The following is a 14,043-nucleotide window of genomic DNA, read 5'->3' as shown; positions in this document are numbered from 1 at the left end:
TCTACGACGTATGGCACGCGATGGCGTGATGACCCCACCCTATCGATCTCGGGCAACGGCAAAGAGCCCCGTCCATCGAATGGACGGGGCTCTCGCCGTGGCGACCTACGTCAGGAGGTCAGTGGTGATCAGTGGTGGCCGTGGCCGCTCTCGATCTCCCGGTACTCCTCGACGGTGGGCTTGGCGACCTGGCTGTCGCCGCCGTAGTAACCCCGGTTCAGCTTGACCCGGAGCTTCTCCATGCGGCCGATCTTGCGCTCGACGCCGTTCTCGTCGACGGCCGGCGGCAGCTCGGCCGGCGCGTACTGCTCGTGCGCCGTGAGCTTGTAGCGCTGGCCCTGGCTGAGCGGCTGGTGGACCTCGACGAACTCACCGTGCGGCAGGCGCTTGATGATGCCGGACTCGCGGCCGTGCAGCACCTTGTCCTTGTCGCGGCGCTGGAGGCCGAGGCAGATCCGCTTGGTGACGATGAAGGCGATGACCGGGCCGGCGAAGAAGAAGATCCGCACGAACCAGGTGATCGAGTTCAGCGACAGGTGGAAGTGGGTCGCCCAGAGGTCGTTTCCACCACCCACCAGCATGATCATGTACGCGGTGATCCAGGCGACACCGAAGGCGGTGCGCGTCGGAGCGTTGCGCGGGCGCTGCGCGATGTGGTGCTCGCGCTTGTCGCCGGTGATCCAGGACTCGATGAACGGGTACACCGCGATGGCCGCGAGGACCAGCGGGAAGATCGCCAGCGGGATCATCACGCCGAGGACCAGCGTGTGGCCCCACAGGTTGATCTCCCAGCCCGGCATGACACGGATCAGACCCTCGGCGAAGCCCATGTACCAGTCGGGCTGGGCGCCGGTGGACACCTGGTCCGGGCGGTACGGGCCGATGGCCCAGATCGGGTTGATCGAGGCGATGGCCGCGACGACCGCGATCACGCCGAAGACCAGGAAGAAGAAGCCTCCGGCCTTCGCCATGTAGACCGGCAGCAGCGGCATGCCGACGACGTTCTTGTTCGTGCGGCCGGGGCCCTCGAACTGGGTGTGCTTGTGGACGAACACCAGGATGAGGTGCGCGACCACCAGGCCGAGCATGATGCCCGGGAGCAGCAGCACGTGCGCCGAGTAGAACCGGGCGACGAAGTCGCCGCCGGGGAACTCGCCGCCGAACAGGAACATCGACAGGTACGTGCCGATGATCGGCACGGACAGGATCGCGCCCTGCATGAAGCGGACACCGGTGCCGGAGAGCAGGTCGTCCGGGAGCGAGTAACCGGTGAAGCCGGTGAACATGCCCAGGAAGAACAGCAGGAAGCCGAACAGCCAGTTGATCTCACGCGGCTTGCGGAACGCGCCGGTGAAGAAGACGCGCATCATGTGCACGAACATGCCGGCGAGGAAGATCAGCGCCGCCCAGTGGTGGATCTGCCGGATGAGCAGGCCACCGCGCACCTCGAAGGAGATGTGCATGGTCGAGTTGAACGCCTCGGACATCAGCTGACCCTGCAGCGGGACGTAGGGTCCCATGTACTCCACCTCGTTCATAGACGGGTGGAAGAACATCGTCAGGTAGACGCCGGTCAGGATGATGATGAGGAAGCTGTAGAGGCAGACCTCACCCAGCATGAAGGACCAGTGGTCCGGGAAGATCTTCCGCATGTTGGCCTTGGCCAGCGTGTAGATCCCCAGGCGTCCGTCGGCCCAGTCGGCGATCCGCTCACCGCGGGGCGCCTGCTTACGCGTGTTGGTCACGGTGCTCATCCGCGCTCCCAGAAGGCAGGACCGACGGGCTCTTCGAAGTCGCTGAGCGCTTCGAGGTAACCCTTGTCGTTCACGCCGATCCGCAGCTGCGGCAGGGCGTGGCCGGCCGGGCCGAAGATGACGCGGGCGCCGTCGGACAGGTCGAAGGTGGACTGGTGGCACGGGCAGAGCACGTGGTGCGTCTGCTGCTCGTACAGCGAGATCGGGCAGCCGACGTGGGTGCAGATCTTCGAGAAGGCGACGATGCCCTCGTGCGACCACTCGAGCTCGCGCTTGTCCTTGATGTCCTCCGGCTGGATCCGGATGATCATCAGGGCGGCCTTGGCGATCTCGGTCTGGAAGTGCTCGTCGTGCTCCGAGAGGCCCTCGGGCATCGCGAAGGTCAGCGAACCCACCGCGACGTCCTCGGGACGCAGCGGCTCGTGCGTGTTCATGTTGATGAGCTGCTTGCCCTTGGCCCACAGCGTGCTGCGGAGCTTCTCCTCGGGCAGCGGACCCATGTCACGCAGCAGGACGATGCCGGACAGCGGAACCATCGCGAGCGCTCCGAAGAGCGTGTTGCGGATCAGCTTGCGGCGGCCGAAGCCGGACTCGGCGGCACCGGCCGCGAAGTCCGCCATGACCTTCGCCTTGACCTCGGGCTCCGCCGCCATCGGGTGACGCTCGTCGGCGATCTCGACGTCGGACATCAGGGTGCGGGCCCAGTGGACCGCGCCCGCGCCGATGAAGAACAGCGCCGCACCGAGGGTCAGACCCAGGGCGAAGTTGAGCGAGGACACCCGGCCGAACGGCCAGATGTACACGATCGCGTCGACGGGGAAGATCACGTACGAGGCGATGAAGCCGATCGTGGCCAGCATCGACAGCGTGAACATGAAGGCGACCGCACGCTCGGACCGGCGGGCGGCCCGCTCGTCGATGTCCTGGATGCGCGGCTTGTGGGGCGGAAGGCCCGGGTCGGCGAACGGGTCGTCGGCGACCTTCACCGCGCCGTGCGCGGTGTCCTGCACGGTCGGCAGGTTCTCTTCTGGATTCTCTTGGGTACTCATGACTTCTTGGCCTTAGCGGTGTGGGCCGCGACCCAGATGGCAACTGCGATCAGCGCGCCCAGACCGAAGATCCACGCGAACAGACCCTCGCTGACGGGGCCGAGGCCACCCAGCTTGAGACCACCCGGGCTGTCGGCCTTGTCGCTGTTGACGGCCTGGACGTAGGCGATGATGTCCTTCTTCTGCTTCTCCGGCATCGTGGTGTCGGGGAAGGAGGGCATGTTCTGCGGGCCGGTCTGCATGGCCTCGTAGAGGTGCTTCGGGTCCACGCCCTCAAGCGTGGGGGCGTACTTGCCGTAGGTCAGCGCGCCGCCCTCGCCGGTGAAGTTGTGGCACTGGGCGCAGTTGGTGCGGAACAGCTCGCCACCCTTGGCGATGTCGGCACCGTCAGGGCTGTACTGGCTTTCCTTGGGCGCGATCGGGCCGGCGCCGAGGGAGGCGACGTACGCCGCAAGCTGGTCGATCTCAGCCTGCGAGTAGATCGTCTTCTTCCTCGGGACCTGGGCGCCCGGCTGCTGGGCGGGCATACGGCCGGTGCCGACCTGGAAGTCCACCGCCGCCGAGCCCACGCCGACCAGGGACGGGCCGTCAGAGGTGCCCTGACCGCCGGTTCCGTGGCAGCTGGCGCAGCCGACGGAGTAGAGCTTCTTGCCCTCCTCGATGGCGAGGGACTGGGCGGTGTCGTCGGCCTTGGCCGTGCCCGCGGGCGCGAACGCGGCGTACAGCCCCCCAGTTGCCGCCAGCGCGAGGAGTAGGACGACGACCGCCGCCAGCGGATGGCGTCGTCGTGCGGAGAGCTTTTTCACGGATTACCCCGGTGTCAGGATCTTCTGCGTCGATGCTTGCTGGATGTGTCTGCGCCCGGAGGCGGAGACCGATTACTTGATCAAGTAGATCGTGGCGAAGAGGCCGATCCAGACGACATCGACGAAGTGCCAGTAGTAGGACACGACGATGGCGGCGGTTGCCTGCTCGTGAGTGAACCTCTTGGCGGCGTACGTCCGGCCGAGGACCAGCAGGAAGGCGATGAGACCGCCCGTCACGTGCAGGCCGTGGAAGCCGGTGGTCAGGTAGAACACCGTGCCGTACGGGTCCGAGGACAGCGAGAGGCCGTCCTTCTTGACCAGCTCGGTGTACTCGAAGACCTGGCCGCCGATGAAGATCGCGCCCATCACGAAGGTGATGATGAACCACGTCCGGAGCTTCTTCACGTCGCCCCGCTCGGCGGCGAAGACGCCGAGCTGGCAGGTGAGGGAGGAGAGCACCAGGATCGTGGTGTTCGTCGCGGAGAACGGAAGGTTCAAGGCGTCGGCCTTTTCCGTCCAGAACTCCGGACCCATCACGGATCGCAGGGTGAAGTACATCGCGAAGAGGGCCGCGAAGAACATCAGCTCGGAACTCAGCCAGATGATGGTTCCGACGCTGGTGAGGTTCGGTCGATTGACCGACGGGTGCGCGTGCCCGGTATCTACTGTCGTTACTGTCGCCACGACCGACATTATGTCGGTCGCTTATCCCGCCCTCACTCCGGGGGGTGCCGTTCGGAGTGTCCGGGCCGCGTGTCCTGCCCGAACGGCCCATCGGAACGGGGCTCGGGCACCCTTCGAACAGGTGTTGAACGGGTGTTGACGGGGTGTGGACCGGAGTAGCATCCGCGCAACGACCGACCACCTTCACGGAGGAACGATGCAGTCGAGCGCCACGGTCCTGGTCTACAGCGACGACGCGAACACCCGGGCGCAGGTGCGCCTCGCGGCCGGGCGCAGGCCCGCCGCCGATGTTCCCCCGGTCGAGTTCGTCGAGTGCGCGACGCTGCCGGCGGTCCTGGAAGAGCTGGACCGGGGCGGCATCGACGTGTGCGTGCTCGACGGCGAGGCGGTGCCGGCCGGTGGCATGGGCGTGTGCCGCCAGATCAAGGACGAGATCTTCCACTGCCCTCCCGTCCTGTTGCTCATCGGCCGTCCGCAGGACGCCTGGCTGGCGACCTGGAGCCGCGCGGACGCCGCGATCACCCATCCGGTGGAACCGGTGGAGTTCGCGGCGTCGCTGGCGGCCCTGCTGCGTTCGCGTCTCTCCGTGGACGCGTAGCCCCGCCCGTACGGGCTAGAGGGAGGGCCGCAGGCGGGCCTTGGCGTCCTCGGTGGCGGCGGGGTCCGATCCGCCGTCCGTCACCAGGGCGCTGCCCTTGTGCCACTTGTCCCAGGGCATGTTCCAGTCGCCGAAGCCGTTGCCGAAGGTGTCCATCATCTCGCCCTCGCTGTTGACGACCTGGACGATGTCGCCGGGGCGGACGTTCTCGTAGAACCAGGCGGCGTTGCCGGTCGACATGCCGACGCAGCCGTGGCTGACGTTGGCGACGCCCTGCGAGCCCACCGACCAGGGGGCGGCGTGCACGTACTCGCCGCTCCAGGTGACCCGGGTGGCGTAGTACACCGGCAGGTCGTACGAGTCGGAGCTGCCCTCCGAGATGCCGATGCTGGTGCCCCGCATCCGGACGTAGTACTCCTTGCCGAGCACCACCTTGATGCCGTTTCGGGTGGAGAAGCCCGGTTTTCCGGTGGTCACCGGAATGGTATTGATCACTTCTCCGTTCTTCTTCACGGTCATGTAGTGCTCGCCGGCGTCCGCGACCGCCTCGATGCGGTCGCCGATGGTGAGCTTCAGCGCCTTGGACGCGCCTCCGTAGAGCTTGTCGCCGACCTTCAGGCCGTCGAGGTTGCCGGTGGCGGTGACGGTGGCGCCGCTGGGCCAGTACTCCTTCGGGCGGTAGTGCAGGTTCTTGTCGTCCACCCAGTACCAGGCGCCCTCGACGGCGGGCGTGGAGCGGACCTTGAGGGCCCGTTCGACGACGGCGCGGGCCGCCTTGTCCTTCACCGGGAGGCTCAGCTCGGCCGTGATCGGCTGCCCGACCCCGTACGTGCCCGCCTCGGGGCCGAACGTGACGGTCAGGGCCCGTTTGGCCGGTGCTGTCTCGAACGTGAACGTACGGGCCCCTGGAGCGCCGTCCTCGTCCTCGGTGGCCACCTGGACGGTGTACCGGGCGCCGGCCGCGAGGGCGGCCGTGGAACGCCACTTCCGGCCGTCCGCGGTGAGTTCGCCGGCCAGGTGGTGCCCGGTCTCGTCGGTGGCGGTGACGTCGGTGATCCGTCCGTCGTCGCCCTTGGCGGTGATCTCCAGGGGCTTGTCGGGGTCCGCCTTCTTCCCGCCGTCGGGCGCGTTGAAGGCGATCTCGTCGGACGCGTCGTAGGGCCTCGCCGACAGCGGATGGTCCTCGGAGCCCGCACACGCGGTGGCGCCGGCGGTGACGGTGAGGGCCAGAAGGGTGCAGCTCAGAACAGTCCGAATGCGCGGCGTGTCGTTCATGACCTCACGGTAAGAACGATCCTCGCGCGCGGCGCGCCGAGTGGAGCAAACGAGGGGCCCGGTCACTTCCAGTGAAGTGACCGGGCCCCTCGGGGTGTTACCGGGTACTGCTCGTGCTGCTGCCGAAGCCGCTACTGGTTCTGGTTCTCACCGCGGTAGAACTCGAACACCCAGCCCCAGATGCCGACGAGGATCAGCGGCGCCGAGAAGTACAGCAGCCACCAGCCCATCGCGATGGCGAGGAACGCGAGCGCACCGCCGACGGCCAGCGAGAGCGGCTGCCAGCTGTGCGGGGCGAAGAAGCCCACCTCGCCGGCCTCGTCCGCGACGTCGGCCTCCTTGTCGTCCTGCGCCATGGCGTCGACCCGCCGGGCCGTGAAGGCCAGGTAGTAGCCGATCATGATGCAGAGACCGAAGGCCAGGAACAGCGCCGTCGTACCGACCGGCTCCTTCGACCACACGCCATAGACGATCGCCATGGCGAGGACGAAGACGCTCAGCCAGATGAACATCTTGCCCTGGATCTTCACTTGCCGGCCTCCTTGCTGCCGCTGAGGGCCGCCACCTCGTGAGGCTTGTTCTCGAGCTGGTCGAGAGCCGCGATCTCAGGGTGGTGCAGGTCGAACGCCGGGGATTCGGAACGGATCCGCGGCAGGGTGAGGAAGTTGTGCCGCGGCGGCGGGCAGGACGTCGCCCACTCGAGCGAACGGCCGTAGCCCCACGGGTCGTCGACCTCGATCTTCTTGCCGTACTTGGCGGTCTTCCAGACGTTGTAGAAGAACGGCAGCATCGACAGGCCGAGCAGGAACGACGAGATCGTCGAGATCGTGTTCAGCGTGGTGAAGCCGTCGGCGTCGAGGTAGTCCGCGTAACGACGCGGCATGCCCTCGGCACCCAGCCAGTGCTGCACCAGGAAGGTGCCGTGGAAGCCCACGAACAGCGTCCAGAAGGTCATCTTGCCGAGGCGCTCGTCCAGCATCTTGCCGGTGAACTTCGGCCACCAGAAGTGGAAGCCGGAGAACATCGCGAAGACCACGGTGCCGAAGATGACGTAGTGGAAGTGCGCCACGACGAAGTACGAGTCGGAGACGTGGAAGTCCATCGGGGGCGAGGCCAGGATGACGCCGGTCAGACCACCGAAGGTGAAGGTGACCAGGAAGCCGACGGCCCAGAGCATCGGGGTCTCGAAGGACAGCGAGCCCTTCCACATCGTTCCGATCCAGTTGAAGAACTTCACGCCGGTCGGGACGGCGATGAGGAACGTCATGAAGGAGAAGAACGGGAGGAGCACGCCACCGGTGACGTACATGTGGTGCGCCCACACGGTCACGGACAGACCGGCGATCGCGATGGTCGCGGCCACCAGACCGATGTAGCCGAACATCGGCTTACGGCTGAAGACCGGGATGACCTCGGAGATGATGCCGAAGAAGGGCAAGGCGATGATGTACACCTCTGGGTGTCCGAAGAACCAGAAGAGGTGCTGCCAGAGCAGTGCGCCGCCGTTGGCCGCGTCGAAGACGTGGGCACCGAACTTGCGGTCCGCCTCCAGGGCGAACAGCGCGGCCGCCAGGACCGGGAAGGCGAGCAGGACCAGGACACCGGTCAGCAGCACGTTCCAGGTGAAGATCGGCATGCGGAACATCGTCATGCCCGGAGCGCGCATGCAGATGATCGTGGTGATGAAGTTGACCGAGCCGAGGATCGTGCCGAAGCCGGAGAAGGCCAGACCCATGATCCACATGTCGGCGCCGACACCCGGCGAGCGGACGGCGTCCGACAGCGGGGAGTAGGCGAACCAGCCGAAGTCGGCGGCACCCTGCGGGGTGAGGAAGCCGGCCACGGCGATGATCGAGCCGAAGAGGTAGAGCCAGTAGGCGAACATGTTCAGCCGCGGGAACGCCACGTCGGGCGCGCCGATCTGCAGCGGCATGATCCAGTTCGCGAAACCGGCGAACAGCGGCGTCGCGAACATCAGCAGCATGATCGTGCCGTGCATCGTGAACGCCTGGTTGAACTGCTCGTTCGACATGATCTGCGTGCCCGGACGGGCAAGCTCGGCGCGCATGAAGAGCGCCATGATGCCGCCGATGATGAAGAACACGAACGACGTCAGCAGGTACATCGTGCCGATCGTCTTGTGGTCGGTGGTGGTGAGCCACTTGACCACGACGTTGCCGGGCTGCTTGCGGCGTACCGGGAGCTCGTTCTCGTACGAGTCCTCAGCCGCGGCCGCCCCGTGGGGTTCGTTGAGAATGCTCACAGCTTCTTCTTCTCCGCATTCCGGGCCGGGTCCGTCTGAGCGATGCCGGACGGGATGTAGCCGGTCTGCCCCTTCGCGGCAAGCTCCTTCAGGTGCGCCTGGTAGCGCTCCGGGGAGACCACCTTGACGTTGAAGAGCATCCGGGAGTGGTCGACACCGCACAGCTCGGCGCACTTGCCGAGGAAGGTGCCCTCCTGGGTCGGGGTGACCTCGAAGGCGTTGGTGTGACCCGGGATGACGTCCTGCTTCATCAGGAAGGGCACCACCCAGAAGGAGTGGATGACGTCACGCGAGGTCAGGACGAACCGGACCTTCTCGCCCTTCGGCAGCCACAGGGTCGGGCCCGGGTTGCCGGTCTGCGGGTTCCGGGTGCCGGGGATGCCGGCGTCGTAGACGCCGCCCGCGTTCGCCGGGAAGTCGGCCTTGAACTTGTCCGGAATCGCCGCGAGGTTCGGAGCCTTCTGGGCGTCGCCGGGCACACCGGGCACGTTCTCGACGTAGTTGAAGCCCCAGCTCCACTGGTAGCCGACCACGTTGATCGTGTGCGCCGGCTTCGGGGTGAGCTCGAGGAGCTTGGACTCGTCGCGCGCGGTGAAGTAGAAGAGCACCGACACGATGATGAGCGGCGTGACCGTGTACAGCGCCTCGATGGGCATGTTGTAACGGGTCTGCGGAGGTACCTCGACCTTGGTGCGGCTGCGCCGGTGGAAGATGGTGGCCCAGATGATCAGGCCCCACACCAGGATGCCGGTGACGAGCGCGGCGGCCCAGGAACCCTGCCAGAGGGAGAGGATCCGGGGAGCCTCCTCCGTCACCGGGGTGGGCATACCAAGGCGGGGGAAGTCTTCCCAGTTGTACGAGCAGCCGGTGGCTGTCGCCAGGATCAGGCCCGCAGTCAGCACCTGCGGCAGCTTCCGCCGCATCGGGCGCCGCGACGAGCGGTCGGAGCCGTTGGGACTCACGTAGCGCCTTCCCGAGAGTCTCGGCCCGCGAGGTCGGCTGCCACGGCCGTCCGTCTCGCTGGTCGGTCGCCGCCCCGGCCGCGGGCAGGGGTTTGGATGTTTATGCGGACCAAACCCTACTGGACGCTATTTGGGGTCGCGCGGGGAGGGTGCCCAACGCGCCGTCCGGGCCCCCGAAGGGGTGGACTCCGGCGCGTTGGAAGCGGGATCCGGGCGGCCGATCGGCCGTGTGTGCCACGCCTATCGGGGGCGCGGGCGGGCCTTCTGACGGGGAGTCGTCCCGGGTGGGGGACGGCACGGGCGGCGGGCGGCGACGGCACGGGCGGTGGGCGGGGATAACGTCGTGGGATGCCGTACTTCGACGCCGCATCGGCGGCTCCGCTGCACCCCGTCGCCCGTCAGGCGCTGCTCGCCGCCCTGGACGAGGGCTGGGCCGATCCGGCCCGCCTCTACCGGGAGGGGCGGCGGGCCCGGATGCTGCTCGACGCGGCGCGGGAGGCCGCGGCGGAGGCGGTCGGCTGTCGACCCGACGAGCTGGTGTTCACTCCTTCGGGGACACGCGCGGTTCACGCGGGCGTCGCCGGGGCGCTCGCGGGGCGCCGGCGGGCCGGGGAGCGGCTCGTGGTGTCGGCGGTCGAGCACTCCTCCGTGCTGCACGCCGGCGAGGCGCACGCGGCGGCGGGCGGGACGGTGACCGAGGTGCCGGTGGGGCGTTCGGGCGCGGTGGACCCGGAGGTCTTCGCGGCGGCGCTCGACTCCCGTACCGCTCTCGCCTGTCTGCAGTCCGCCAACCACGAGGTGGGCACCGAGCAGCCGGTGGCGGAGGTCGCGGCGGCCTGCCGGGCGGCGGAGGTGCCGCTTCTGGTGGACGCGGCGCAGTCGCTGGGCTGGGGGCCGGTGCCGGAGGGCTGGTCGCTGCTCGCGGCGAGCGCGCACAAGTGGGGCGGTCCGGCGGGGGTCGGGCTGCTCGCGGTGCGCAAGGGTGTCCGGTTCGCCCCTCAAGGCCCGTCGGACGAACGGGAGTCGGGGCGGGCGCCCGGTTTCGAGAACCTGCCGGCGATCGTGGCGGCGGCGGCCTCGCTGCGGGCGGTACGGGCGGAGGCGGCGGCCGAGGCGGCGCGGCTGCGGGCGCTGGTGGACCGGATCCGGGCGCGGGTGCCGGAGCTGGTGCCGGACGTGGAGGTGGTGGGCGATCCGGTGCGCCGGCTCCCCCATCTCGTCACCTTCTCCTGTCTCTACGTCGACGGGGAGACGCTGCTCGCCGAGCTCGACCGGGAGGGTTTCTCCGTTTCGTCCGGTTCGTCGTGCACGAGTTCGACGCTGACGCCCAGCCATGTGCTGCGCGCGATGGGGGTGCTGAGCGAGGGCAACGTCCGGGTCTCGCTGCCGGCGGGCACGACGGCGGCGGACGTGGACCGCTTCCTCGACGTCCTCCCGGGCGTGGTGGCCTCCGTGCGCGACCGCCTCGGCGCCCCGTCGGCGATGTTCGCCCCGCCCGAGGAGACCTCCGGCACGCTCGTGGTCGACGCCCTCGGCCGCCGCTGCCCGATCCCGGTCATCGAACTCGCCAAGGTCATCGGCGACGTCCCGGTCGGCGCCACGGTGACGGTCCTCTCGGACGACGAGGCGGCGCGACTGGACATCCCGGCGTGGTGCGAGATGCGGGGCCAGGAGTACGTGGGCGAGCAGCCGTCGCCGAAGGGCGGGACGGCGTACGTGGTGCGGCGGGTGGCGTAGCCCGTGGACGCGCGGGAGCCCCGGGGCGCGCGCCCCGGGGCTCCCGTAGGGGTCGTACGGGTCAGGCCAGGTGGGCCTGGACCTCGGCGGCGGCCTCGTCGCCGTACGCCTTGGTGAAGCGCTCCATGAAGTTGGCGCGGCGCAGCGTGTACTCCTGGGTGCCCAGCGTCTCGATCACCAGCGTGGCCAGCATGCAGCCGACCTGGGCCGCGCGCTCCAGGCCGACGCCCCAGGACAGACCGGTCAGGAAGCCGGCGCGGAAGGCGTCGCCGACGCCGGTCGGGTCGACCTTGGCGTCCTCCTCCGGGCAGCCGACCTCGATCGGGTCCTCGCCGACGCGCTCGATGCGGACACCGCGCGAGCCGAGGGTGGTGACCCGGTGGCCGACGCGGCCGAGGATCTCCTCCTCCGTCCAGCCGGTCTTCGACTCGATGAGGCCCTTCTCGTACTCGTTGGAGAAGAGGTAGGTCGCGCCGTCGAGCAGCGTGCGGATCTCCTCGCCGTCCATGCGCGCGATCTGCTGCGAGAAGTCGGCGGCGAACGGGATCTCGCGGGTTCGGCACTCCTCCGTGTGGCGCAGCATCGCCTCGGGGTCGTCGGCGCCGATCAGGACCAGGTCGAGACCGCCCACGCGGTCGGCGACGGCCTTGAGCTCGATCAGCCGGGCCTCGCTCATGGCGCCGGTGTAGAAGGAGCCGATCTGGTTGTGGTCCTTGTCGGTGGTGCACACGAAGCGCGCGGTGTGCAGGACCTCGGAGATGCGGACCGAGGCGGTGTCGACGCCGTGCCGGTCGAGCCAGGCACGGTACTCGTCGAAGTCGTAACCGGCCGCGCCCACGAGGATCGGGTTGCCCCCGAGCTGGCCCATGCCGAAGCAGATGTTCGGGCCCACGCCGCCCCGTCGGATGTCGAGGTTGTCGACGAGGAAGGAGAGCGAGACCGTGTGCAGCTGGTCCGCCACGAGCTGGTCGGCGAACCGGCCCGGGAAGGTCATGAGGTGGTCGGTGGCGATGGAGCCGGTGACTGCGATACGCACGGCTGGATGCTCCCGTGGGGAAGGACGGTAATGACAGTTCACGCTACCGGCTGCGGGGGCGGAAGCCGAACAGTGGAAACTACCCCAGAGTAGGGCTTTTCCCCGAAGCCGAGGCGTGCGTACGGTGCCGCCATGACCGAGTACCCCGCTCCTCGTGAGCCCCAGGAGTCCGAGTTCAGCCTCGCCGAGCTGTGCGGGGACGGCGCGCGGATGGCCCCGCACTGGGTCCCCGACTCCGTTCCGCAGGCCGCTCCGGTCTCCCCCGCGCTGATCCACGGCGTGAAGGTGCCGGCCGCGTCGGCCCGGCTGATCGCCGCGACCCCCGAGTACGGGATCTGAGCACAGAACCGGAACCGGTTGGCCCTCGTTCCCGTCCCAGGGGTGTCCTTGGGAAGGAGCGAATGGTGAGCAGTTCGGAGACACGGCCGGGAAAGCGCCCGTTTCTTGTCACCTCGGTGGCGGCGGCGGTGCTCCTCGTGGGCGGCGGAGGCGTGTACTACGCCGCCACCGCCAGCGGCGACGGCGGTGCCGGCGGCGGTGGTGCCGGCGCGGCCGGGGGTACGGCGGCGGTGCGCGCCGCACCGACGCAGGGCGGCGGTCAGGGGATCGCGCCGGGTGAACCCGACCCGAGCGGTTCCGGCGGGACCGTCTACCGGGCCCGGGGCCCCCTCCCCCAAGGGCCCTCCTCGGCCGCTGTCCACCGGCCCGAGGGCCGGGTCACCTCGGCCGAGGTGACCCGCCTGGCCCGGGCCCTCGGACTCGCGGGAACCCCCCGGCTGGTGTCCGGGGTGTGGCAGCTGACGCCCGAGAAGGACAGCGACGGGCTGCGGCTCGACGTGTCGGAGCGGGCGCCGGGGAGCTGGACCGTGAGCCGCTACGCCGGCGGCCCGGTCGGCGACACCTGCCTCAAGGGCAAGGCGTGCCCGCCGCCGGGCGAGGCGAAGCCGCCGACGGGCGGCGGCTCTCCGGTGAGCGAGGCCGCGGCGAAGGCGGCGGTGGCGCCGGTCCTCAAGGCGATCGGCCAGGACGACGCCAAGCTGGACGCGAGCCAGATCATGAACGGCTCGGTACGGGTGGTGAACGCGGACCCGGTCGTCGACGGCCTGCCCACGTACGGCTGGTCGACCGGCGTCCAGGTGGGCCCCGACGGCTCCGTGGTGGCCGGGAGCGGGCGGCTGCTCGAACCGGCGAAGGGCGCCACGTATCCGGTGATCGGGGCGAAGAAGGCCCTGGACGAGCTGAACAGGGACGCGAAGGGCGCGGGCCCGGCCGCGATCGGCGGCTGCGCGATCGACCCGCCGGCGGCCAAGGCGCAGGGCGAGGGCGACCCGAGCCGGCCGGACGCCTCCTGCCCGACGCCGGAGCCGCACGTCGTCACCGTCACGGGCGCCGTCTTCGGGCTGGCCGCGCAGGACGTGGGCGGCGAGGTCTCCCTCGTACCGGCGTGGCTGTTCGAGGCGCGGGAGCAGCCCGGCGCCAAGCCGTACACGGTGGTGCGGACCGCGGTGGAGGACCTGTCTCCGAAGCCGCCCGCGAAGCCGGCGCCGCCGGCGGTGCCGGAGCGGCAGATCAGCGGGTACCGGACGGACGCGGGCGGCCGGCAGCTGTCGGTGACCTTCTGGGGCGGGGTGTGCAGCACGTACACCGTCACGGCGGACGAGACCCCGCAGAAGGTGACCGTGCGGATCGCCGAGAAGCCGGCGGAGCCGGGCAAGGCGTGCATCGCGATCGCCATGGAGATCACGAAGACGGTGACGCTGGACGCGCCGCTGGACGGCCGCGCGGTCGTGGACGGGGCGAGCGGGCAGGCCGTGCCGCGCAGCTGAGACACAGGGATCCCGGACGCGTGAGAGGGCGGCACCCACGGACTCGTGGGTGC

Annotated in this window: 13 protein-coding genes; 4 read left to right on the top strand and 9 right to left on the bottom strand. The window is 69.2% G+C overall.

Annotated features, from left to right (window positions below):
- Positions 1–128: 128 nt before the first annotated feature.
- The 4 genes from qcrB to ctaE all read right to left on the bottom strand — a co-directional run bounded on the left by qcrB (position 129) and on the right by ctaE (position 4,302).
- Positions 129–1,754 (bottom strand): cytochrome bc1 complex cytochrome b subunit, encoded by a 1,626-nt coding sequence (gene qcrB / locus ACWEV0_RS24645; protein WP_403798444.1) that lies wholly within the window; start codon positions 1,752–1,754, stop codon positions 129–131.
- Positions 1,751–2,803 (bottom strand): cytochrome bc1 complex Rieske iron-sulfur subunit, encoded by a 1,053-nt coding sequence (gene qcrA, locus ACWEV0_RS24640; protein ID WP_451610305.1) that lies wholly within the window; start codon positions 2,801–2,803, stop codon positions 1,751–1,753. The genes qcrB and qcrA overlap by 4 nt, the downstream gene beginning before the upstream one ends.
- Positions 2,800–3,609 carry a cytochrome bc1 complex diheme cytochrome c subunit gene (gene qcrC, locus ACWEV0_RS24635; protein ID WP_453151600.1) on the bottom strand — a complete coding sequence of 270 codons (810 nt, stop codon included), beginning with the start codon at positions 3,607–3,609 and terminating at the stop codon, positions 2,800–2,802. The genes qcrA and qcrC overlap by 4 nt, the downstream gene beginning before the upstream one ends.
- Before the next feature lie 72 nt (positions 3,610–3,681).
- The gene (gene ctaE, locus ACWEV0_RS24630) at positions 3,682–4,302 is read right to left on the bottom strand and encodes an aa3-type cytochrome oxidase subunit III (protein WP_453151599.1); all 621 of its coding nucleotides are present in this window, start codon (positions 4,300–4,302) and stop codon (positions 3,682–3,684) included.
- 187 nt (positions 4,303–4,489) lie between these two features.
- On the opposite strand from ctaE, the gene ACWEV0_RS24625 reads away from it, so the two are divergent.
- The gene (locus ACWEV0_RS24625) at positions 4,490–4,891 is read left to right on the top strand and encodes a hypothetical protein (protein WP_451610306.1); all 402 of its coding nucleotides are present in this window, start codon (positions 4,490–4,492) and stop codon (positions 4,889–4,891) included.
- Between the two features lie 15 nt (positions 4,892–4,906).
- Here the strand turns inward: ACWEV0_RS24625 and ACWEV0_RS24620 are convergent, their stop codons facing one another.
- The 4 genes from ACWEV0_RS24620 to ctaC all read right to left on the bottom strand — a co-directional run bounded on the left by ACWEV0_RS24620 (position 4,907) and on the right by ctaC (position 9,391).
- A complete protein-coding gene (locus ACWEV0_RS24620; RefSeq protein WP_453151598.1) occupies positions 4,907–6,166 on the bottom strand; it encodes an Ig-like domain-containing protein in 1,260 nt (419 codons plus the stop codon).
- Between the two features lie 131 nt (positions 6,167–6,297).
- Positions 6,298–6,696, bottom strand: a complete 399-nt coding sequence (locus tag ACWEV0_RS24615) for a cytochrome c oxidase subunit 4 (RefSeq protein ID WP_453151597.1) — start codon at positions 6,694–6,696, stop codon at positions 6,298–6,300.
- Complete coding sequence (ctaD, locus tag ACWEV0_RS24610) at positions 6,693–8,429, bottom strand: aa3-type cytochrome oxidase subunit I (RefSeq protein WP_453151595.1); 1,737 nt, start codon at positions 8,427–8,429, stop codon at positions 6,693–6,695. Before ctaD ends, ACWEV0_RS24615 begins: the two co-directional genes overlap by 4 nt.
- Complete coding sequence (gene ctaC / locus ACWEV0_RS24605) at positions 8,426–9,391, bottom strand: aa3-type cytochrome oxidase subunit II (RefSeq protein WP_451610310.1); 966 nt, start codon at positions 9,389–9,391, stop codon at positions 8,426–8,428. Before ctaC ends, ctaD begins: the two co-directional genes overlap by 4 nt.
- A gap of 348 nt (positions 9,392–9,739) precedes the next feature.
- On the opposite strand from ctaC, the gene ACWEV0_RS24600 reads away from it, so the two are divergent.
- A complete protein-coding gene (locus ACWEV0_RS24600) occupies positions 9,740–11,128 on the top strand; it encodes an aminotransferase class V-fold PLP-dependent enzyme (protein WP_453151594.1) in 1,389 nt (462 codons plus the stop codon).
- A gap of 61 nt (positions 11,129–11,189) precedes the next feature.
- Here the strand turns inward: ACWEV0_RS24600 and ACWEV0_RS24595 are convergent, their stop codons facing one another.
- Positions 11,190–12,164, bottom strand: coding sequence for a carbohydrate kinase family protein (locus ACWEV0_RS24595; RefSeq protein WP_453151593.1), 975 nt, complete (start codon positions 12,162–12,164; stop codon positions 11,190–11,192).
- Positions 12,165–12,296: 132 nt separating this feature from the next.
- Between ACWEV0_RS24595 and ACWEV0_RS24590 the strand changes: the two genes are divergently transcribed.
- Together ACWEV0_RS24590 and ACWEV0_RS24585 are read left to right on the top strand one after the other, a co-directional pair.
- Positions 12,297–12,503, top strand: coding sequence for a hypothetical protein (locus ACWEV0_RS24590; protein ID WP_403798473.1), 207 nt, complete (start codon positions 12,297–12,299; stop codon positions 12,501–12,503).
- A 62-nt stretch (positions 12,504–12,565) separates the two neighbouring features.
- Entirely contained in the window at positions 12,566–13,990 is a 1,425-nt protein-coding gene (locus ACWEV0_RS24585) for a hypothetical protein (RefSeq protein ID WP_453151592.1), read from the top strand.
- Positions 13,991–14,043 lie beyond the last annotated feature (53 nt).

This window comes from Streptomyces sp. NPDC003943 (genome assembly GCF_053605265.1).
The sequence above is the reverse complement of the archived record's forward strand: the minus strand, read 5'-3'. Positions and strand labels throughout refer to the sequence as shown.

Excerpts from the sequence above, each read along its gene's own strand:
- qcrB (WP_403798444.1), bottom strand. The coding sequence starts at position 1,754 with ATGAGCACCGTGACCAACACGCGTAAGCAGGCGCCCCGCGGTGAGCGG.
- qcrA (WP_451610305.1), bottom strand. The coding sequence starts at position 2,803 with ATGAGTACCCAAGAGAATCCAGAAGAGAACCTGCCGACCGTGCAGGAC.
- ctaE (WP_453151599.1), bottom strand. The coding sequence starts at position 4,302 with ATGTCGGTCGTGGCGACAGTAACGACAGTAGATACCGGGCACGCGCAC.
- ACWEV0_RS24625 (WP_451610306.1), top strand. The coding sequence starts at position 4,490 with ATGCAGTCGAGCGCCACGGTCCTGGTCTACAGCGACGACGCGAACACC.
- ACWEV0_RS24620 (WP_453151598.1), bottom strand. The coding sequence starts at position 6,166 with ATGAACGACACGCCGCGCATTCGGACTGTTCTGAGCTGCACCCTTCTG.
- ACWEV0_RS24600 (WP_453151594.1), top strand. The coding sequence starts at position 9,740 with ATGCCGTACTTCGACGCCGCATCGGCGGCTCCGCTGCACCCCGTCGCC.
- ACWEV0_RS24590 (WP_403798473.1), top strand. The coding sequence starts at position 12,297 with ATGACCGAGTACCCCGCTCCTCGTGAGCCCCAGGAGTCCGAGTTCAGC.
- ACWEV0_RS24585 (WP_453151592.1), top strand. The coding sequence starts at position 12,566 with ATGGTGAGCAGTTCGGAGACACGGCCGGGAAAGCGCCCGTTTCTTGTC.